This window comes from Streptomyces sp. Q6, from assembly GCF_036967205.1.
GTDB lineage: Bacteria > Actinomycetota > Actinomycetes > Streptomycetales > Streptomycetaceae > Streptomyces > Streptomyces citrinus.
Genome location: NZ_CP146022.1, coordinates 8,232,087 through 8,250,451 on the forward strand (window position 1 = coordinate 8,232,087; position 18,365 = coordinate 8,250,451).

The following is an 18,365-nucleotide window of genomic DNA, read 5'->3' on the forward strand; positions in this document are numbered from 1 at the left end:
GCTCGCGTCAGGTGATCCGCCGTGCGCATTCCGGCGTGACGCGCTCGGACACGCGCGAGGAGGCGTGCACGCCCGCGGAGCCGTGTGATCGCGGGAACGGGCGATGAGGGAGAATCCCCGACCATGTCCCACGCACAGGCGGCCGACGGCGCCGCGCTCCACTACGAAGTCCGCGGCAGTGGCGCCCCGTTGGTCCTGCTCGCCGGCCAGTCGAACAACCACCGCTGGTGGGAGGCGGTGCGCGAGCGCTTCGAAGCGGCCTTCACCACCGTCGTCATGGACTGGCGCGGCACGGGCGCGAGCGACGCACCCGACACCGACACGTACAGCACCCCGAACTTCGCCCGCGACGTCGTCGCCGTCCTCGACCACGCGGGCATCGCCCGCGCCCACGTCTACGGCACGTCGATGGGCGGCCGCGTCGCCCAATGGCTGGCCGCCGACCACGCGGAGCGCGTCGACCGCCTCGTCCTCGGCTGCACGTCACCGGGCGCGCCGCACGGCATCGAACGCGGCCCCGCCGTCCGCAAGGCCCTGGCCGACCCGGCCACCGTCCACGCCACGCTGCTCGACCTCATGTACACCCCGGCGTACGTCGCCGCGCACCCCGGGCCGTTCCACACGCTCGGCGACCCGGCGATGCCCGCGCACGCCCGCCGCCGTCATCTGCGCGCCAGCGCCCGCCACGACGCGTGGGACGCGCTGCCCCGCATCATCGCCCCGACCCTCGTCGTGCACGGCTCCGACGACGACTTCAACCCCACGGCGAACGCCCCGCTGATCGCCGACCGCGTCCCCGGCGCGCGCCTCCAGATCGTCCCCGGTGGCCGCCACGCCTACTTCGAGGAGTGCGCCGACCGGGCGACACCTCCGGTCGTCGACTTCCTGAAGGGCGGTCCCCGTTGAGCGGGACGGCACGAATAGCCGGGCCGCGGGCCGAGCCGGACCAGCCCTCGCTCGCGCGGTCCTCCCTGCTCATGGCGGCGGGCACGATCGTCTCCCGCGCCACCGGCATCATCCGCCAGGTCCTCCAGGCCGCCGCCCTGGGCACCGGCCTGTACGCGAGCACGTACAACACCGCGAACACCGTCCCCACGAGCCTGTACACCCTGCTCATCGGCGGCGCCCTGAACTCCGTCCTGGTGCCCCAACTCGTGCGCGCCCGCGCCGAACACGCCGACGGCGGCCGCGCCTACGAACAACGCCTCGTCACCCTCGTCGTCTGCGTCCTCGGCCTCGGCACGGCCCTCGCCGTGTGGGCGGCGCCGCAGATCGTCGGCATCTACATGAACGACACGCCCGCCCACCACCGGGCCTTCGAACTCACCGTCGTCTTCGCCCGCTTCCTGCTGCCGCAGATCTTCTTCTACGGGCTGTTCGCGATGTTCGGCCAAGTCCTGAACGCACGCGGCAGGTTCGGCGCCATGATGTGGACCCCGATCCTCAACAACATCGTCCTCATCGGCATGTTCGCCGCCTACCTGGCGCTGCTCACCCTGCCCCGCAGTCCTGACGACGTGACCGCCGCCCACATCCGGGTCCTCGGCCTCGGCACCACCCTCGGCATCGCCGTCCAGGCACTCGCCCTGATCCCCTTCGCCCGCGCGGCCGGGTTCCGGCTGCGACCCCGCTTCGACTGGAAGGGCACCGGGCTCGGCAGGAGCATCCAGGCCGCCCGCTGGACCCTGCTGCTCGTCCTCGCCAACCAGGTCTCGCTCGCCGTCGTCACCCACTTCGCCAACGCCGCCGACACCGCGCTCCCGGACGACGGCGTCGGCTACACCGCGTACACCTACGCCCAGACGATCTGGCTCCTGCCGCAGTCCATCGTCACCGTCTCCCTCGTCATGGCCCTGCTGCCCCGGATGAGCGCCGCGGCCGTCGCGGGCCGCATCGACGACGTGCGCGCCGACCTGTCCCGCGCCCTGCGCGCCACCGGCGCCGTGATCGTGCCCGCCGGATTCCTCTTCGTGGCCCTCGGGCCCCAGATCGCCGCCCTGCTCTTCGGACACGGCCTCGCCGACCCCGGGCCGATCGGCCACATGCTCCAGGCGTTCGGGCTCGGTCTGATGCCGTTCTCCGCGCAGTACCTGATGCTGCGCGGGTTCTACGCCTTCGAGGACACCCGCACCCCGTTCCTCACCGCCGTCTGGATCGGCGCCGTCAACATCGCGCTCGCCTGCGCCTGCCACTGGCTGCTGCCCACGCGCTGGGCCGTCACCGCGATGGCCGCCTCCTACGCGGTGTCGTACGGCGTCGGGCTGCTGCTCACCGCCCGGCGGCTGCGGCGCCGGCTCGACGGACGGATCGACGGCCGCCGCCTCCTGCGCGCCTACGGGAAGCTGACCCTGGCCGCCGGGATCACCGCGGCCGCCGCCTGGGCGACCGCCCGCGCCTGCGGCGAAGCGTGGGACGACGGAACGACCGGCACCGCCGTGGCCCTCGGCGCGGGCGCCCTGGTCATGGCCGCCGGCTTCCTGGCCCTGGCCCGGCTGCTGCGCATCGACGAACTGCGTAGGCTGCCGTTCGGCCGATCCCACTGACCCCAGTGATCTCAGTGATTCCTGCGATCCCTCTGGTCGCGTCGGCCTCCTGGACATGTCGATCTCTTGAGTCACACCGGAGGTGCGCGAGCGATGCCCGCTGCCCATGTGTCCCTGGCGGACGTGCTGACCGCGGCGGGCCCGGCCGCGACCGGCGCCCTGTGGCGCCTGGAGGGCGCGGCCCGCCAACTCGACGCCAACGTCGTACGGCTGCGCCCCGGCGCGGGCGGCGAGCCGTACGTCGAGTCGGACCTCGACGTCCTGCTCGTCGTCGCCGAGGGCCACGGCACCCTGCACCGGGCCGACGGCGACGCCGAGCTGGCCCCCGGCACCCTCGTGTTCGTGCCGCGCGGCGAGCGGCGAGCGGTCGACGCCGGGCCCGACGGGCTCGTCTACATCACCGCCCACCGCAGGCGGCCCGGCATGACGATCGGCCGGGCCCCCACGTCGGTGACCGCCGCCGAGGGCGGGGAGGCCCCCTGTCTGCTGCCGCGGGTCTGCGCGGAGTGCGGCCGCGTCACGGAGGACGCGGCCGCACGGTTCTGCGCCCGCTGTGGAGAGCGCTTGCCCGGACAGGGATCCGGCCTTAGTTGAGTCGACGTGATCACGCCAGAAGGCGCTCCCCCGACCCCGAGTGCCGCCCTGTGACAGGGATCCGACGTTCCCCTTCCGTCACTTCTCGCCACTGATTCAACACGCAAGGTTACCGAAATCCGGGGGTCCGAGATGAGTTCCCGGCCGGTCCACGGCAGACTCTCGCCCACGACGGCCGCCGAATCCCGCGGCGGCCTCGTGGGGAGGGGAAGCACCCCTGGGGAGCCCGCTCGTGTGGGGCGCGCGGGCTCCCCGTCCCGACATCGCGACGGCGACGTCAGGACGCGGGGACGGTGTCCTCGAACGTGGTGCCCGCCGAGCGGTACGCCGCCACCTTCGCCGCGACCTGCGCCGGCGTGAGCACCTGGTCCTTGACGTGCAGCACGTAGTCGACCTGCTGGTCGTACGCGCGCGCACTCGTGCTCGTCTGGCCCGCCAGGTCGATCAGCCACTGGTTGAAGTTGATCGACATCGGCCGCTCCGGCAGATACGCCGCGCCGTGCGTGCCGAAGAGCTGACCGTCGATGTAATAGCGGATGTCGCTGTTGTCGATGGTGACGACGAGGTCGTGCCAGCCCGCGTAGCTCTGCCGGCTCTCCGTGTGCTGGTTCACGGCCTGCCACGGGTCCGGGTTGTAGGTCTCCCAGGACGTCGTGTAGAGGATGTTCGACGGCTCGCCCCAGCCGCCGTTGGGCAGGTACTCGAAGTCGTACTCGGCGTAGTCGTCGGCCATCGGCGCCTTGAGGTCGTTGATGGTGAAGAACGTCTGCACCAGGTGGTCCCCGTCGGGCCCGCTCTTCGGCGCGTCGGAGAACTTCACACGGGCCGCGTACGTCCCGTTCCTGAACTTCAGCGCCTTGGTGAGGACTTCGGTCTGCTTCGTGCTCTCGCCGGTGCCCGACGTCGACGTCTCCAGGTTCATCACCGAGTTCCCGGACGCCGACGCGAAGGTGACGTTCTGCGGCGCCCACGTCGCGCCCGGCACACCCGGTCCGCCGGAGTTCGAGCGGACGCTCCAGCCGTGCGCGTCGATCTTCGGGTCGTTGTACGCGGTGTAGTTGAAGTCGTCGAACAGCGTGGCGCCCCCGGCGGGCGGATCGGTCGGGTCGGTGGGGTCCGTGGGGTCGGTCGGGTCGTTGCCCTCGGGCGCCGTGCCCCAGACCGTGGCGCCGGCGAGCTGCGCCGTCACCTTCGACCAGTTCGCGTAACTCGTCTGCGTCGCGGCGAAGGAGTAGTCGTCGGACTGGTTGAGCGACTGCCAGTCCGCCCGGTAGAAGCGCAGTTGCAGATCTCCGGTGTCCGCGCCCGCCGCGAGGGAGCCCGCGCCGGAGGTGAACCCCACCTCGAGATAGCGGTCGGCGGTCGCCGTCGGGTGGGCGAGCGTGCCGAACGTGCCGGTGATGTTGGCGCAGCCCTTCACGGCCCACGAGCACGCGAAGCGGTAACTCGGGTTGCCCGCGTCGGACTTGAAGTAGTAGCGGACCTTGACGCCGCTCAGCGGCACGCTCGCGGTGCCGGAGTTGCGGACCTTCAGCCAGGGTTCGGCCTGGTCGCTGCCGGTGGAGCCCGTGTGGTACTGCACGGTCAGGTCACCCGCGGCGGCGTTCGCGCCGGCCGGCAGGGCGACGAGGCCCGCGCAGCTCAGTGCGACCGCCACGGCGCAGGTGAGGGATCTGCGGAGACGTGTGCTCTTCATGCGTGTTCCTTTCCGGAACGGTGGGGGATGGGGACGTGCGGGTCGAGCGGTCCGTGCCGCACACCGAGCGCGGCGAGGCGCCCGATGTGCTCCGCGAGGCGGACCCGGAAGTCCGGCCAGGACGGGGCGCCGTGCCACGCCCGGTCGGCCAGCGCGCACAGCCGAGGGAAGGCCAGGAGATCGACGTGCTCGGCGGTCGGGGCGAACTCGGTCCACAACTGCGCCTGCGTGCCGTGCAGTCGGCCCCCCGACTCCGGGGCGTCCGCGGGATCGTGGTCGTGCACCGCGCGCAGGTCGACCACCGGGCCGGGCTGGGCCTGCGGTGTGCCGGGCGCGTAGCTCTGGGCGTAGTCGAGGTAGGTGGCGCGGTAGTGGGCGCTGACCACCGTGTGCCCGCGCTTGAGGGCGAGTCGCGTGTGCTCGGGGTCGCGCCATGTCATCACCAGGAACTCGGGCGGCAGCCCCTCGCCCGTCTCCGCCCAGGCCGCCGGGGTGCGGCCCTGCTCGACGAGGAACGCCCCGACCCGGCCCAGGAACCAGGTGCGCAGCGCGTCCGTGCCCGGCAGCCCCTCGGCCGCGGCGCGGCGCGCGCCGCCGGGCTCGTCGCCCACTCCGTGGTCGGGCACTCGTCGCCGCCCACATGCACGTAGGGCGAGGGGAAGACGTCGAGGACCTCGCCGAGGACCGTGCGGCAGAAGTCCAGGACCTCGTCGTGGACCCCGAGGACGGTGTCGCACACACCCCAGCGCGTCCACACGTCGAGGTGCCTGCCGGGCAGGTTGCCGAGCTGCGGGTACGCGGCGAGCGCGGCGCGTGTGTGGCCCGGCATCTCGATCTCCGGGACGACCGTCACCCCGCGGGCGGCGGCGTACGCGACGAAGTCCGTCAACTCCCGCCGCGTGTAGGCGCCTTCGTGCGGCACTCCGTCGAAGAGCGGGCTTCCCGCGGGCCCCACCATCGACGCGGCGCGCCGCCCGCCCACCTCGGTCAGGCGCGGGTACGCGTCGACCGGCATCCGCCAGCCCTGGTCGTCGGTGAGGTGCAGGTGCAGCACGTTCAGCTTGTGCAGGGCGAGCAGGTCCACGTACCGGCGCAGCAGGGACACCGGCTGGAAGTGCCGGGCCACGTCGAGCATGAAGCCGCGCCACGGGCGCCTCGGCACATCGGTGATCTCCACGCACGGCAGCCGCCAGTCCACGCCCGCCTGCGGGGTGCTCGACAGCGCCTCCACGGGCAGGAGTTGACGCAGTGTCTGGACGCCGCGCAGCAGTCCGTCGCGGTGCGCCGCGCGCAGCAGCACCGCGTCCGGGGCGACCGTCAGGCCGTACCCCTCCTCGCCCAGTCCGCCGAGCTGCGGATCGAGGGCGAGGACGAACGGCGCGTCCGGGGAGTGCGGCAGGGCGAGCCCGGTGGCCGGCCCGAGCAGGGTGCGCAGCAGTGCGGCGGCCGGCTCGGCGCCGGGTGAGACCCGGACCGGCGTGTCCGGGCGCAGGGTGAAGTGGCCCGGACGGTAGGAGAGGTGAGTGGGCAGGGGGATCAGCGACGGGCGGTGCGCGGGCACGGCGAACCTCCAAAAGCCTCGGTAGGGGAGCGGGCGCGGGCTCTCAGCCCTTCACGGCGCCGGCCGCGAAGCCGGACGTGACGTGCCGCTGCAACAGCAGGAAGATCACCAGGGCGGGCAGCGCGAAGAGTGTGGAGGCGGCCATCGTGGCGCCCCAGTCGGTGCCGAACGTGTTGTGGAACGAGGACAGCCACACCGGAAGCGTCCGGTGGTCCTGCTGCTTGATGATGAGGAAGTTGGCGTACGCGAACTCGTTCCACGCCGTGATGTAGCCGAACAGGGAGGTCGCCATCAGGCCCGGCGCGAGCAGCGGGAACGCCACGTGCCGGAACGCGCCGAACCGGGTGCAGCCGTCGACCTGCGCCGACTCCTCCAGCTCCGCGGGGATCGTCGCGATGAAGCCGCGCAGCACCACGATCGTGAACGGCAGCGTCATCATGAAGTACACGAGGGTCAGCGTCGGCAGCCGGTCCAGCATGTCGGTGTCCCGCGAGATGATGTACACGGGGATGATCAGTGACTCCCACGGTGCCATCTGCGCGACGAACACCATCAGCATGAACTGCCGCCGCCCCCGCCACCGCATCCGCGCCACCGCGAACGACGCGCCGAGCGCGACGATCAGCGCGAGCGCCACCGCGCCGAGCGTGACGAGCACGCTGTTGCGCCAGAAGAGACCGAAGCCGTCGGCGTCGATCGCCCGCCGGAAGTGGTCGAGCGTCCAGCTCTGGGGCAGGAGCCGGGGGCTCTCGGACTGGATGTCCCGGTTCGGCTTGAAGGACGTCGTGACCATCCAGTAGACGGGGAACAGGCACACGACGATCGTCGCGGTGGCCGCGAGATGCAGCGGCAGTCTGCGCGGTCTCACCGTTCGGCCTCCTGCCGGAACATCTGCCGGAAGTAGGCGACCAGCACGCCCGACATGAGCAGCACCGTCACCATCGACGCCGCCGACCCCAGGTCGTAGCGCTGGCCGGCCAGGGCCGTCTGCACCGCGTACACCGGCAGGATCGTCGTCGCGTCGCCGGGGCCGCCCTGGGTCATCACCCAGATCTGCACGAACGCCTTGAACGTCCAGATCACTTCGAGGGAGAGCACCAGCATGAAGATCGGGCGCACGATCGGCAGCGTGATCGAGCGGAAGATCCGCACACCGGACGCCCCGTCGATGCGCGCGGCCTCGTACAGCTCGGACGGCACCGTGGTGAGCGCCGAGTACAGGGTGATCGCCGCGAACGGCACCGACTGCCAGACCACGAGCGCCACCAGGATCGTGAACGCCGCGGGGCCGTGCGCCAGCCACGGGTAGCCGTCGAACGACGAGAAGCCGAGGCCGGTCAGGGTGTGGTTGACGATGCCGAACTCGGAGTGGAACAGCCACTGGAACACCGTGGTCGCCGCGACCACCGGCATCGCCCACGTCAGGACCAGCGCGCTGAGGACCGCTGTCCGCCAGCGCCGGCCGAGCCGCTCCGCCATCAGGGCGACCAGCGTCGAGATCCCCATGATCAGGACGACGTTGATCGCCATGAACAGGAACGTACGGCGCACCACGGTCCAGAAGCGCGGGTCCGACAGCAGGGTCGTGTAGTTGTCGAGTCCGACGAAGTGGGCGTCGCCGAGGATGAGTTGACGCAGCCCGAAGTCCTGGAAGGAGATCAGGACGGTCCGGGCCAGTGGATAGACGAGCAGGTACAGCATGCCGAGGACGGCGGGCGCCACGAGCAGGTACGGCCAGGGGCCGGACGTGGTGGCGCGGCGGGCCGGGCCCGGCGGGCGCCGGTGCGGCCGGGTGAGGGGCGGGGTGCGGTCCGCTCGCGGACGACCGACACGACGCACACTCCTTTCGAGAGATACCGGGGGCCCATCACAGGGGCGGGGCGGTGGATCAGGAGCCGGAGTTCATCGCCGTCGTGATCGCCTCGGACGCCTTCGCCGCCTCGCGCCGCGGGTCCCCGCCGGTCAGCACCGCCGTCATGTAGTCCTTGATCGGGTTCTTGGCCTCGACGGCGGCCCATCCCGGCGTGTTCGGCGTGGCGTGCCCGACGGCGGCGCCGACCGCCATCGCCGAGGCGCCGGGGTCCTTCGCGACGGCGCCGGCGAGCGTGGTCTTGTTCGGTACGTAGCTCATCGCGACGGCGAGCTTCTTCTGCCACACGTCGCCGGTCAGTTCCTTGACGAACGTGTACGCGGCGTCGTGGTGCCGCGACACCGTCGGGATCACCAGGTCCGAGCCGCCGGTGAACACCGCGCCGGGCGTGTCCGCGGTCTTCCCCGGGATCGGGAAGAACCCCAACTTGCCCTTCAGCTCGGGGTTGTTCTGGACGACGACACGGGCGCCGCCCGGTGTGCTGACGACCTGGGCGACCTTCCCCTTCGCCATCACCTCGGCCTGCGGCGGCTGCGCCTCGTCGGAGTCCTTGGGACCCTTGCCGAGTGCCTGGAGCTTCGCGTAGAAGGCCATGGCGCGCAGTGCCTCGGGCGAGTCCAGGGTGCCCTTCCACTTCCCGCCGGCCTCGGTGGCGAGGTCGCCGCCCTCGTCCCAGACGAACCCGGAGAGGGTGTACCAGTTCTGGCCGGGCAGGTAGATCCCCTGCTGCGCGCCCTTGTCGAGCTTCTTCGTCGCGGCGACCCACTGGTCGCGCGTCTTGATCGTCGCCGCGTCCACGCCCGCCTTCTCGAACAGGTCGGTGCGGTAGATGACGACCCGGTTGGCCGCGTAGTACGGGATGCCGTACTGCTTGCCCTCGTACGCGCCGGGCTCGGCGAGCCCCTTCAGCCAGTCCTTGCCACCGAGCGCGTCGACCTTGTCGCTCAGGTCCAGCAGACCGCCGCTCTGGGCGAACTGGGCGACCTGGGTGTTGCCGGTCTCGATCACGTCAGGGGCGTCGTTGCTGGCGAGCGCCGCGGTGACCTTGCCGCCGATGCCGTCCCACTCCTGGATCTGCACCTTCACGTCGATGTCGGGGTGCGCGGCCTCGAAGCCCTTCTCGAAGTCCTTCTGGAACGCGGCGGACACGCTGTCGCGCATCAGCCACACGTCGAGGGTGGTCCGGCCGCCGTCGCCGGACCCTCCGTCCTCGGAGCCGGACGCACTACAGGCACTGAGCCCGGCGGACACGACGAGCGTGCACACACCGGCGAGCAAGCGGAGCTTCACGGTTCACCTCTGGGAGCCGGACCTGACCAGTTGTCCAACTGGTCAGGTGACCTCTGATGGTGGAGAAACGTGGCATAGACCAATGTGCGCGTCAACCCCCCAGGAAATAATGGCTAGTTGCCGATCAGAGCCTCGATGCTTGTCGATCAACGCCTCGACGTGGTCAACTGGTCAGGCACGTGGTCGTACGGCACAAGGGGGCGGGCGTGAACACCGACGTGAACAGGGACGCGCCGGGAGCGGTGCTCAAGCGCGAGCGAGTGCGCGACCACATCCTCGAACTCATCGAGTCGCAGCGCCCCGGCGACCCCATCCCCTCCGAACGCACCCTCTGCGCCCGCCTGGGGGTCTCCCGCCCCACGCTGCGCGCGGCCGTCGACGAACTCGTCGCCGCGGGTCTTCTCGTCCGCGAACACGGACGCGGCATGTTCGTCGCCCCCGAGAAGATCACGCAGGAACTCGTCTCCCAGGAACAGGCGCTGACGCTGCCGCAGGCGGCGGGCGCCTGGTCGAGCCGGATCCTGGAGTTCACCACCATCCAGGCCGGCGCCCGCGTCGGCCGCAAGCTGCGCCTCTCACCCGCCGCGAAGATCGTGTACGTGGCCCGGCTGCGCCTCGTCGACGGTGCGCCCATGGCCATCGAGCATCTGCACATCCGCGCCGACCTCGTCCCCGGGCTCAGTGCCCAGGAGCTGGAGAGCGGCGACCTCTACGCCCATCTGCGCGACCACCACGGCGTTCACGTACGCGAAGCGGTGCAGGCCATCGAACCGACCGTCGTCACCCGCGCCGAGGCCGAGGTGCTCGACGTCCCCGAACTCTCACCGGCGCTGCTGTTCGAGCGCCTCACCTCGGACACGTCCGGCCGGCCCGTCGAGTACGTGCACTCGCTCTACCGGGGCGACCGCTACCGGATCGTCTCCCGGCTCACCCTCGGCCCGGCCGCCGCGACGACGGCCGCCGACCCGCTGAGCGGCCATCACCCCGGCATCCCGCCCGGCGACTTCGCGCACCGCGACACGGTGGCGTCCACCACCCGCGGCGACGTCCAACAGGCGCCCTGAGCGCCCCCTCCCCGATCCGGCGCGGCATCCCACGGAGCGCCCTGCGCGGCCTGGGGCCCGGCCCTGGTTACCGTTCCGCCATGGCCGACTACCGCATCGAAACCGTACGCAACGGCGAGCGCGACTGGACCGCGCGCAACGACCGCGGCGCCGAGGTCCGCATGGCCCCCGCCGACTCCGCCGCCGCCCAGCCGTCCTTCACCCCCGTCGAGCTCCTCCTCGCCGCACTCGGCGGCTGCGGCGGCCTCGTCGTCGACCGCACCGCCCGCACCGTCCCGCACGACGACCTCCGGATCACCGTCGAGTCGGTCTCCCGGCCCGAGGACGACGGGCGCGTCGGCGCCGTCCGCATCTCCTACGAGATGGACCTGCCCGAAGGCGACACGGCCGCCGCCCAGGCACTCGAACGCGGCATCCGGCTCACCCACGACACCTACTGCACCGTCAGCCGCACCGTCGAGCACGGCGCGCGCATCGAGGTGTCGGGACCGGACGGCACCCAGCTCTTCCTCGGCGGCTGACCCGCCCCCGCACGACCAGGATGGCCAAATGTCGTCATACGTGACGTGGGGTGCGGTTACCGTCTCGATGCGTCGCAAGATCACCTTGTGTGCGCGTCCTGCCACCCCACGTCACTGGGAGACTTCCGCGTGAAGCCTTTGCGTACGATCCTGGCGTCCCTCGGCGCCGCCCTCGCGCTCACCGCCGCCCCCTCCGTGGCCGCCGCCGAACCGGCCGCCGTCCACGACCCGTGCACCGGCACGTACCACGGCGACGCCCGCCTCGGCCCGAAGTACCTGCCCAGGAAGTGGCAGGCCCCGGTCGGCCCGCTCCTCAAGGGCTACCACCGCACCGGTGGCCTCGACGACCGGGCGTTCCTCAAGAAGTACTGGGACGGTCCCGCGGACGGCGGCTCCTGGAAGTACCCGCCGAACGACGGCTTCACCGAGACCAACGGGGAGGTCGACCGCACCCCGACCGCGCTCGCGCCCGGCGAGGAACTCGACCGCTTCGGCTCCGAGTACGGCGCGTACCTGGCCCCGGCCGGAGACGCGTACGAGAAGCGCGCCCTGCCCCCGCAGAACCTCAACACCCGTGACGCCGCCTACGCCTGCGATTACCACACGTACGTCGTGGAGAAGGCGTTCGTCGTGTGGGAGGGGCCCATCGCCCCCTGGTTCGAGCAGCCGGGCGGCGGCCGGCAGATCAAGCTCGACGCCGCCTTCCTGAACCCCGGTGAGGGGCAGCGCCTCAACGTGAAGTGGCTGATCGAGCACGACTACCTCGAACCCACCGTGTAAGGACACGCAAGGAGCGGAACCCGTGGACGTCACCGAACTCGACGAGGCACTGCGCCGGTCCGGCGTACCCGCCGGGTACTACTGGATCGAGGGCGTCCACGAACCCGCGCCCACGCCCCCGGACTTCCTGTACCTGCGCAGGATGCCCGACGGGGCGTGGGAGACCGGCGCGTACGAACGTGGCGCACACCGGCCGATCTCCGCACACCCCACCGAACAGGCGGCCTGCGCCCATCTGTTGAGCCTGCTCCGGTGACGGGCCACCGCCCACGGACTACGGCAGGCCGTGCACCTTCGGGCCGACCGAGTTCGACCACGCGCTGCCCGCCGTCGCGTCCCAGTTCGTCGACCACGTCATCGCGCCGCGCAGCGCCGGATACGTCTTCGCGGGCTTGAACGTGCCGCAACCGGTGCCTCGCGCGAGGCAGTCGAGCGCGTTGTTCACCACGGACGGGTCCACGTACCCGCTGCCCGCGCCGCGCGTCGACGCCGGGACGCCGAGCCCGACCTGCGACGGGTCGAGGCCGCCCTCCAACTGGATGCAGGCGAGCGCGGTGAGGAAGTCGACCGAGCCCTGGCTGTAGACCTTGCCGTCGCAGCCCAGCATGGAACCGCTGTTGTAGTACTGCATGTTGACCACCGTGAGGATGTCCTTCACGTTCAGCGCGGTCTTGAAGTACTCGCCGGACGTCGACTGCATGTCGATGGTCTGCGGCGCCATCGTCAGCACGAACTTGCTGCCCGCCTTCGCGGCCAGCGCGCGCAGCGCCTTGGTCATGTACGTCGAGTTGAGGCCGTTCTCCAGGTCGATGTCGACGCCGTCGAAGCCGTAGGTCTGCATCAGGGAGTACGCGCTGTCGGCGAACGCCGTCGCCGACGCGTCGCTGTTGACGGAGATGCTGCCCTTCTCGCCGCCCACCGAGAGGATCACGGACTTGCCCGCGGCGTGCTTCGCGGCGATGTCGGCCTTGAAGTCGGCGGCGGAGGCGTAGCCGACGGCCGGGTCGAGGTTGAAGGTGATCTGGCCCGGCGTCGTCGTGGCATCGGCGAACGACACGGCGATGATGTCGTACTGGGCCGACACGTCCCGCAGCTTCTGCACCGTCGCGCCGTTGTCGAAGTTCTGCCAGTAACCGGTCAGCGCGTGCTTCGGCACCGTGCCGCCGCCCCCACCGCCCGTGGACGTGGATGTCCGCGCGCTCACGGCCGTCGACTTCGCGGACTCGCCCGCCGCGTTCACCGCGCTGACCTGGAAGCTGTATGAGGTGTCGGCGCTCAGGCCCGTGACGGTGGCCGAGGCGCCCGTCACCGAGGCGACCTTGGTGCCGTTGCGGTAGACGTTGTAGCCGGTGGCCGTGGAGACCGGGGTCCACGACAGGTCGACGGACGACGAGGTGACCGTGCCCGCGGCGAGGCCCGTCGGCGCCGACGGCACGACGACCGGGTCGCTGCCGCCGCCCCCGTCGGGCCCGAACACGCTGACGTCGTCGACGTAGTAGGCGCTCTGCCCGTACCAGCCGTGCGTGTAGACGGTGACCGACGTCGTGTTCGCGCCCGTCGTGAACTTGGTGGTGAGCTGCTGCCAGGACGAGCCGCCCGGCGTCCACGTGGAGACGTCGGTGGTGCCGGTGCCGCTCGCGCCCAGGTAGGCGTAGCTGCCCTGCACCCAACTGCTCAGCGTGTAGGTCGAGTTGGGCTTGACCGCGACGGTCTGTGTGCACTGGGCGTTGTCCTGGCCCGACGGGGTGGCCTTGAGGGCCTTGGTGCCGCCGTACACGGGGGAGGAGACGATCGCGCCGCTGCCGGCGCTGCACGTCCAGTTGCTCAGGTCCGACTCGAACCCGGTGTTCTTGGCGACGTTGATGTCCGCGGCCTGGGCGGGCGCGGCCAGTGCGGTGATGCCGAGAGCGGCGGCCGAGGTGACGGCCAGGGCGCTGCCGAGCAGGCGGCGGGCGCGGGGTCTGCCGTGACGTGCGGCTCGGTCCACGAGGAGCCTCCGGGGGGAGAGGTGAGGGGCGGATGAGAACGGTGGCCACCGCTGTGCGCCGAGGCTGGTCCAGACCAATCGACTTGTCAAGACCTCTGGAGGTGCGATGAGTTCGGCTGCCCCGCAAGGTCAGAACCATAGAGACCGACTGGAGGCCGCCATGACAGCGAACCCGCACGCGGGAACGGCGCTGAACGAGGAGTTCAGCGCCGTCCTGGAGAAGAGCCCGAACCCGGGCGGATGGACCTATGTGGTGTGGCCGGAGGCGGCCGCGTTCTTCGGGACCCGCGGCCTGGTGAAGGTCCGCGGCACCGTCGACGGGCACCCGTTCCGCAGCTCCTTCATGGCCCTCGGCGACGGCCGGCACAAACTGCCCGTGAAGGCGGACGTGCGCCGCGCCATCGGCAAGGGCGAGGGCGACACCGTCACGGTCCGACTGGAGGAGCGCCTGTCCTGATCCGGACGACGGGTGTCGTGGGGCGTCGACGGATGTGTCAGAGCAGGCCGCGGACGTAGGCGGCCTGCCCCACGTGCTGGAGATCGTCCGCCAGCACACTCACCAGACGGACGCCGAGCGTGACCGGCGGATCCCATCCCTCGTCGACGACGCGGTCCAGATCCGTATGCGTGAGGCCCGAAAGATATCCGAGCGTCCGCTCGTGCACGGCGTCGTAATAGCCGAGCAACAACTCGCCGGAGTCGACTTTCACCTGGCCGACCTGGATCGGCGTATGCCCGTATCCGGTGTCGCTTTTCGCGAGCGGAAGATCGAACCGGTCGGCCCAGCCCTTCGCGAGCCACACCTGCTCGAAACCCGCCGCGTCCGCGACATGATCGTCCTGGACCCGCGTCAGATGCCAGACCAGCCAGGCGACGGAATTCGCTCCGTCGCCGGGACGTGCGTGTAGATCGTCGACGGAAAGCCCGTCGAGCACCGCCCGTACCTCTTCCTGAATTCGTCCGTATCCCTCGATGAGTACGTCGTGTGAGCGCATGGGGTGCAGTTTCGCCGACGCTACGGATTTCGGCCAACGGAGCCCGTGAATATGCCACGAGACTGGCGTGAAAGGTGTGGTGACACTGCGTTGGAAGTGTCGATACTCAACGTATGGGACGGTTGAACTTTGTTCGAACGCTGATCAATTGCTGACTGGTCAATGATCAAAAGCGCCAGGCAATGGGGGAGATCGTGCACGACGAATTCCTGTGCCATGTCACCGCCTACGGAATCTGCGGCGGCCGGCGCGTCGGAGTCCCGCTCGGCACCTATCGCGCCCCCACTCTGCCGCTCGCCCTGTGGTGGCTGCGCGACCGCGCGACGTGGATCGCCGAACGGCTCGACCCGCGCCCCGGCCAGGCCCACCTGCCCGAAGGCGCGCTGATGCCGGTGGCCGACGACACCCCGGACGTGCCCGCGCTGCTGCGCGCGTGGTGCACGGACGTCGAACGGCAGGAGCGCGCCGCCGAGGAACTGGCCGGCGGGATGCTCCTGCGCGTGGCCACCCGCGACGACACCACCGAGTACGAGCTCCTCGCCGAGTCCGTGGACGCCCTGCGCATGGCCCGCACCCTGCCCCACGGCCGGGCCACCGCCTCCGTGTGAGCGGAGCACCGTGGGCGGCCGTTATGACAATCACGGGTAGTCACCGACACGAGTGACACGGCGGTTACCCCGGTCGGCACCAGGGGAGTGTGGTCACGCACAGTGATCGCAACCATCTTGGGGCCGCCCGCATGAAACGAACGTCCGCACTCGCCCTCACGCTGCTCTCCGCCGCGGCCGCCCTCGTCCCCGCCGCCGCGGGCGCGCAGGCCGCGGCCGGTCCGGGACAGGTCTGCTTCTGGACCGAGGTCGGTCAGCACGGCCAGGCCTGGTGCTACGGACCGCCCGGCTACGCCGAGGCGGAGAACGGCACGCAGCGTCACGCCTACTCGTTCGACTCCCGGGTCGGCGACACCGTCTACGCGATCAGCTACACCACCTCGGGATGCCTCTACCGGGAGATCCGGCGCGACGACTACTCCGAGAACTGGGAGTGGGCGCAGAAACTCGACGGCGTCAGCGACAACACCATGGGCTGCGAGCGCGGCTGACCCCGACATGCGCCCTCGACGACCACGGCCCGGGTGGCTCGCCCTGCTCGCGGGCGGACTCCTGCTCACCGGGTGCACTCACCGGCCCGCCGCCCCCACGCTCTCACCCGACGACACGATCCGCGCCGCACAACAGCGGCTCACCGACCGCTGCCTCACCCGCCAGGGCCTCACCCCGCCCCGACCGGGACAGCGGCCGACGAGCCGCGCCGAACAAGAGCGCGTCGCCGACGCCCTCTTCGGCCGGCCACCGGCCGAACTCTCCCTGACCCTCGCGAACGGCATCCCCGTCCGCGCGCACACCGACGGCTGCCTCGCCGAGGCCCAGCGCACGCTCTACGGCGACCAGAAGCGCTGGTTCCGGGTCTCGACCGTCGTCAACAACCTCCGGCCCGAGGCCGCCTACCGCGACCTCAGCCTCACCTCCGTGCGAGCACGGCACCGCGCGGAGGTCACCGAATGGCGCCGCCTGCGCGGACACGCCGTCGACGCCTCGGCCCGCGTCCTGCGCGCCGACACCCCCTGACGCGCCCTCCGGCGCCTTGCTCGACCCACCTCAAGGAGACCCGTTCGTATGAAGCATCCCGTCGCCCTGCTCGCCGCCGTCGCCCTCGCACTCGGCGGCGCCGCCGTCACCACCACCGCCTCGGCCGCCCAGTGCCCGAGCGGCGAGTTCTGCGCCTGGACCGACGCCAACTACACCGGACAGCGCTGGAACTGGTCCGGGGACGACGGTGACTGGGAGCCCGGCATCCAGGACGAGGACTCGTCCTGGGCCAACCACGGCATCTCGGGCCCCGGCATCAAGGACCACGTCCAGGTCTACGAGAACCCCGGCTGGATCGGGCTCGGCACCGTCTGTCTCTCCCCGGGCCAGGAGATCCCGTACGACTCCTGGGGCAACGACAGCGGCGACTCGCACACCTGGAAGATGAGCTGCTGAAGTCCCGCGGGCACGGCGGGCGTTCAGAACGCGTCGACCGTGTGCGGCAGTAGCTCCGTCCGCAGCGCGGCGTCGAACATCGACGCCGCGCCCGGCGTGTGCTGCACCACCAGACCCGCCCGCACCAGCGAACCCACCGAGGTCGCCCCCATGTAGGCCGTGGCGAGATCGCGGACCTCCAGGGACAGGTCGGGGGCGTCCCCGGTGGGCGCGTACGAGAAGCCTTCCGGCGACGCGATCAGCCGGAAGGAGCCCGCGTTCGCCGGGACCTGGTCGTCGCGCACCGCGAGCACCACGTCCACCGGCGCCGCCCAGGTGCGGGCCGCGAGCGCCGCCCGCACATCCACCAGCCGCACCCACAGCGACGGGGACGACTCCGTCACCCGTACCTGGTCGCGGTCCGCCGCGAACAGCAGCAGCGGATCGTCCACCGGCCGCCCCCAGGCCCGCAGCCGCCCGGTCAGGTCGATCGCCGTGAGAAAGCTCCACAGCGCGGCCGCCGCCTCGGGGGTGTCCGCCTCCAGATCGTCCACCCGCACCAGCCCCTGCGCGTGCGTGTCCTCGTCGCCCGGCTTGGTGCGGTAGACCGCGTACCCGGCCAGGGGATCGCCGAGGGCGACGACCCGCGGGGGCGACAGGTCCTCGTCCTCCTCGTCCTTCTCGACCAGCCACTCCTCGCGCCACCAGGAGTCCGTCCGGGCGATCCGGCCCGCGCGACGGGTACGCGTCTCGGCGAAGTACGGGGCGAGCAGCGCGGGCGCGTCGGCCACGTCGACCAGGCGCAGCGGGCTCTCGTCGGGCGCGACACGCAGCGCCAGCGGCCGCCGCGTGTCGATCTCCACGGTCGCCCCGTACGTGCCGGGACCGAACCCGAACCGGCCGTAGATCGCCGCCTCCGACGCCCACAGGGACACCAGCGGCGCGCCCCGCTGCGTACAGCGGTCGAGCAGCGCGGAGATCATCGAGGACAGCACCCCGCGCCGCCGGTGCGTGGGCGCCACGGACACGAACGTCAGGCCGGGGCAGGGCAGGTCGGCGCCGCCCGGCACGGACAGCGAGAAGGGATGGGCGGCGGCGAAGCCCACCAGCTCGTCGCCGTCGTACGCGCCGAGCCTGAGGCAGTCGGCGAGGACCTCGGCGTGGTGCTTGCGCCGGTCGCTCTCGGGGTTCTCGTGGAAGACGAGGTAGGCGAGCGCGAGACCGCGCTCGATCTGGGACTCGGGGACGTCACGGATCTGGAGGGAACGGGCGCTCATGATCACAAACTCTAGTGCTGGGCCCGCCCGTCCGCCCGGCGACGGCGTGCCACGGGCGGCGCCGGGACGCCGCCCGCGGCGACTGCTCTCAGCGGCGCCGACACCGCTGAGGGCTCCAGGGTCCGGCGGGGTCCGGGCCGGCCCGTCGGCCCGCGTCGGGGTGGGG

At 71.4% G+C, this 18,365-nt stretch carries 19 protein-coding genes and 1 pseudogene; 12 read left to right on the forward strand and 8 right to left on the reverse strand.

Annotated features, from left to right (window positions below):
• The first annotated feature begins 123 nt into the window (after positions 1 to 123).
• The 3 genes from V2W30_RS37835 (at position 124) to V2W30_RS37845 (ending at position 3,137) form a co-directional block, all read left to right on the forward strand.
• Positions 124 to 906 carry an alpha/beta fold hydrolase gene (locus V2W30_RS37835; RefSeq protein ID WP_338703121.1) on the forward strand — a complete coding sequence of 261 codons (783 nt, stop codon included), beginning with the start codon at positions 124 to 126 and terminating at the stop codon, positions 904 to 906.
• A complete protein-coding gene (gene murJ / locus V2W30_RS37840) occupies positions 903 to 2,543 on the forward strand; it encodes a murein biosynthesis integral membrane protein MurJ (RefSeq protein ID WP_338703122.1) in 1,641 nt (546 codons plus the stop codon). The genes V2W30_RS37835 and murJ overlap by 4 nt, the downstream gene beginning before the upstream one ends.
• Before the next feature lie 93 nt (positions 2,544 to 2,636).
• A complete protein-coding gene (locus tag V2W30_RS37845) occupies positions 2,637 to 3,137 on the forward strand; it encodes a hypothetical protein (RefSeq protein ID WP_338703123.1) in 501 nt (166 codons plus the stop codon).
• A gap of 277 nt (positions 3,138 to 3,414) precedes the next feature.
• Here V2W30_RS37845 and V2W30_RS37850 read toward each other — a convergent pair whose 3' ends face one another.
• From V2W30_RS37850 to V2W30_RS37870, 5 genes and pseudogenes are all read right to left on the reverse strand, one after another.
• Positions 3,415 to 4,833, reverse strand: a complete 1,419-nt coding sequence (locus V2W30_RS37850) for a cellulose binding domain-containing protein (protein ID WP_338703124.1) — start codon at positions 4,831 to 4,833, stop codon at positions 3,415 to 3,417.
• A pseudogene (locus tag V2W30_RS37855) lies at positions 4,830 to 6,394 on the reverse strand (beta-N-acetylhexosaminidase). The gene V2W30_RS37850 and the pseudogene V2W30_RS37855 overlap by 4 nt, the downstream one beginning before the upstream one ends.
• Before the next feature lie 43 nt (positions 6,395 to 6,437).
• Complete coding sequence (locus V2W30_RS37860) at positions 6,438 to 7,262, reverse strand: carbohydrate ABC transporter permease (RefSeq protein WP_338703125.1); 825 nt, start codon at positions 7,260 to 7,262, stop codon at positions 6,438 to 6,440.
• Entirely contained in the window at positions 7,259 to 8,233 is a 975-nt protein-coding gene (locus V2W30_RS37865) for a carbohydrate ABC transporter permease (protein ID WP_425244643.1), read from the reverse strand. Before V2W30_RS37865 ends, V2W30_RS37860 begins: the two co-directional genes overlap by 4 nt.
• Positions 8,234 to 8,282: 49 nt before the next feature.
• Entirely contained in the window at positions 8,283 to 9,554 is a 1,272-nt protein-coding gene (locus V2W30_RS37870) for an extracellular solute-binding protein (protein WP_338703126.1), read from the reverse strand.
• 218 nt (positions 9,555 to 9,772) lie between these two features.
• Here V2W30_RS37870 and V2W30_RS37875 point away from each other — a divergent pair, with 218 nt between their 5' ends.
• The 4 genes from V2W30_RS37875 to V2W30_RS37890 all read left to right on the forward strand — a co-directional run bounded on the left by V2W30_RS37875 (position 9,773) and on the right by V2W30_RS37890 (position 12,175).
• Positions 9,773 to 10,618 carry a GntR family transcriptional regulator gene (locus V2W30_RS37875; protein ID WP_338703914.1) on the forward strand — a complete coding sequence of 282 codons (846 nt, stop codon included), beginning with the start codon at positions 9,773 to 9,775 and terminating at the stop codon, positions 10,616 to 10,618.
• 80 nt (positions 10,619 to 10,698) lie between these two features.
• Positions 10,699 to 11,139 carry an OsmC family protein gene (locus V2W30_RS37880; RefSeq protein ID WP_338703127.1) on the forward strand — a complete coding sequence of 147 codons (441 nt, stop codon included), beginning with the start codon at positions 10,699 to 10,701 and terminating at the stop codon, positions 11,137 to 11,139.
• 129 nt (positions 11,140 to 11,268) lie between these two features.
• Positions 11,269 to 11,919 (forward strand): TNT domain-containing protein, encoded by a 651-nt coding sequence (locus tag V2W30_RS37885; protein ID WP_338703128.1) that lies wholly within the window; start codon positions 11,269 to 11,271, stop codon positions 11,917 to 11,919.
• 22 nt (positions 11,920 to 11,941) lie between these two features.
• Positions 11,942 to 12,175, forward strand: coding sequence for a hypothetical protein (locus tag V2W30_RS37890; RefSeq protein ID WP_338703129.1), 234 nt, complete (start codon positions 11,942 to 11,944; stop codon positions 12,173 to 12,175).
• An 18-nt stretch (positions 12,176 to 12,193) separates the two neighbouring features.
• Here V2W30_RS37890 and V2W30_RS37895 read toward each other — a convergent pair whose 3' ends face one another.
• Complete coding sequence (locus V2W30_RS37895; RefSeq protein ID WP_338703130.1) at positions 12,194 to 13,906, reverse strand: glycoside hydrolase family 18 protein; 1,713 nt, start codon at positions 13,904 to 13,906, stop codon at positions 12,194 to 12,196.
• A gap of 160 nt (positions 13,907 to 14,066) precedes the next feature.
• On the opposite strand from V2W30_RS37895, the gene V2W30_RS37900 reads away from it, so the two are divergent.
• The gene (locus V2W30_RS37900; protein WP_338703131.1) at positions 14,067 to 14,363 is read left to right on the forward strand and encodes a DUF1905 domain-containing protein; all 297 of its coding nucleotides are present in this window, start codon (positions 14,067 to 14,069) and stop codon (positions 14,361 to 14,363) included.
• A 37-nt stretch (positions 14,364 to 14,400) separates the two neighbouring features.
• On the opposite strand, the gene V2W30_RS37905 is transcribed toward V2W30_RS37900, so the two are convergent.
• Positions 14,401 to 14,901: a mycothiol transferase gene (locus tag V2W30_RS37905; RefSeq protein WP_338703132.1), complete on the reverse strand. Its 501-nt coding sequence runs from the start codon at positions 14,899 to 14,901 to the stop codon at positions 14,401 to 14,403.
• Positions 14,902 to 15,095: 194 nt separating this feature from the next.
• On the opposite strand from V2W30_RS37905, the gene V2W30_RS37910 reads away from it, so the two are divergent.
• The 4 genes from V2W30_RS37910 (at position 15,096) to V2W30_RS37925 (ending at position 16,943) form a co-directional block, all read left to right on the forward strand.
• Positions 15,096 to 15,509, forward strand: a complete 414-nt coding sequence (locus tag V2W30_RS37910) for a hypothetical protein (protein WP_338703133.1) — start codon at positions 15,096 to 15,098, stop codon at positions 15,507 to 15,509.
• A 131-nt stretch (positions 15,510 to 15,640) separates the two neighbouring features.
• On the forward strand, positions 15,641 to 16,000 hold the full coding sequence (locus tag V2W30_RS37915; protein ID WP_338703134.1) for a hypothetical protein: 360 nt from the start codon (positions 15,641 to 15,643) through the stop codon (positions 15,998 to 16,000).
• Between the two features lie 7 nt (positions 16,001 to 16,007).
• Positions 16,008 to 16,526, forward strand: a complete 519-nt coding sequence (locus V2W30_RS37920; RefSeq protein ID WP_338703135.1) for a hypothetical protein — start codon at positions 16,008 to 16,010, stop codon at positions 16,524 to 16,526.
• Between the two features lie 48 nt (positions 16,527 to 16,574).
• The gene (locus tag V2W30_RS37925; protein ID WP_338703136.1) at positions 16,575 to 16,943 is read left to right on the forward strand and encodes a peptidase inhibitor family I36 protein; all 369 of its coding nucleotides are present in this window, start codon (positions 16,575 to 16,577) and stop codon (positions 16,941 to 16,943) included.
• Between the two features lie 23 nt (positions 16,944 to 16,966).
• On the opposite strand, the gene V2W30_RS37930 is transcribed toward V2W30_RS37925, so the two are convergent.
• Positions 16,967 to 18,199 (reverse strand): GNAT family N-acetyltransferase, encoded by a 1,233-nt coding sequence (locus V2W30_RS37930; RefSeq protein ID WP_338703137.1) that lies wholly within the window; start codon positions 18,197 to 18,199, stop codon positions 16,967 to 16,969.
• Positions 18,200 to 18,365: the final 166 nt, after the last annotated feature.

What these genes read in the sequence shown, in the direction of transcription:
- V2W30_RS37835 (WP_338703121.1), top strand. Translation starts at nt 124, where the DNA reads ATGTCCCACGCACAGGCGGCCGACGGCGCCGCGCTCCACTACGAAGTC.
- V2W30_RS37845 (WP_338703123.1), top strand. Translation starts at nt 2,637, where the DNA reads ATGCCCGCTGCCCATGTGTCCCTGGCGGACGTGCTGACCGCGGCGGGC.
- V2W30_RS37850 (WP_338703124.1), bottom strand. Translation starts at nt 4,833, where the DNA reads ATGAAGAGCACACGTCTCCGCAGATCCCTCACCTGCGCCGTGGCGGTC.
- V2W30_RS37880 (WP_338703127.1), top strand. Translation starts at nt 10,699, where the DNA reads ATGGCCGACTACCGCATCGAAACCGTACGCAACGGCGAGCGCGACTGG.
- V2W30_RS37900 (WP_338703131.1), top strand. Translation starts at nt 14,067, where the DNA reads ATGACAGCGAACCCGCACGCGGGAACGGCGCTGAACGAGGAGTTCAGC.
- V2W30_RS37905 (WP_338703132.1), bottom strand. Translation starts at nt 14,901, where the DNA reads ATGCGCTCACACGACGTACTCATCGAGGGATACGGACGAATTCAGGAA.
- V2W30_RS37915 (WP_338703134.1), top strand. Translation starts at nt 15,641, where the DNA reads ATGAAACGAACGTCCGCACTCGCCCTCACGCTGCTCTCCGCCGCGGCC.
- V2W30_RS37920 (WP_338703135.1), top strand. Translation starts at nt 16,008, where the DNA reads ATGCGCCCTCGACGACCACGGCCCGGGTGGCTCGCCCTGCTCGCGGGC.
- V2W30_RS37925 (WP_338703136.1), top strand. Translation starts at nt 16,575, where the DNA reads ATGAAGCATCCCGTCGCCCTGCTCGCCGCCGTCGCCCTCGCACTCGGC.
- V2W30_RS37930 (WP_338703137.1), bottom strand. Translation starts at nt 18,199, where the DNA reads ATGAGCGCCCGTTCCCTCCAGATCCGTGACGTCCCCGAGTCCCAGATC.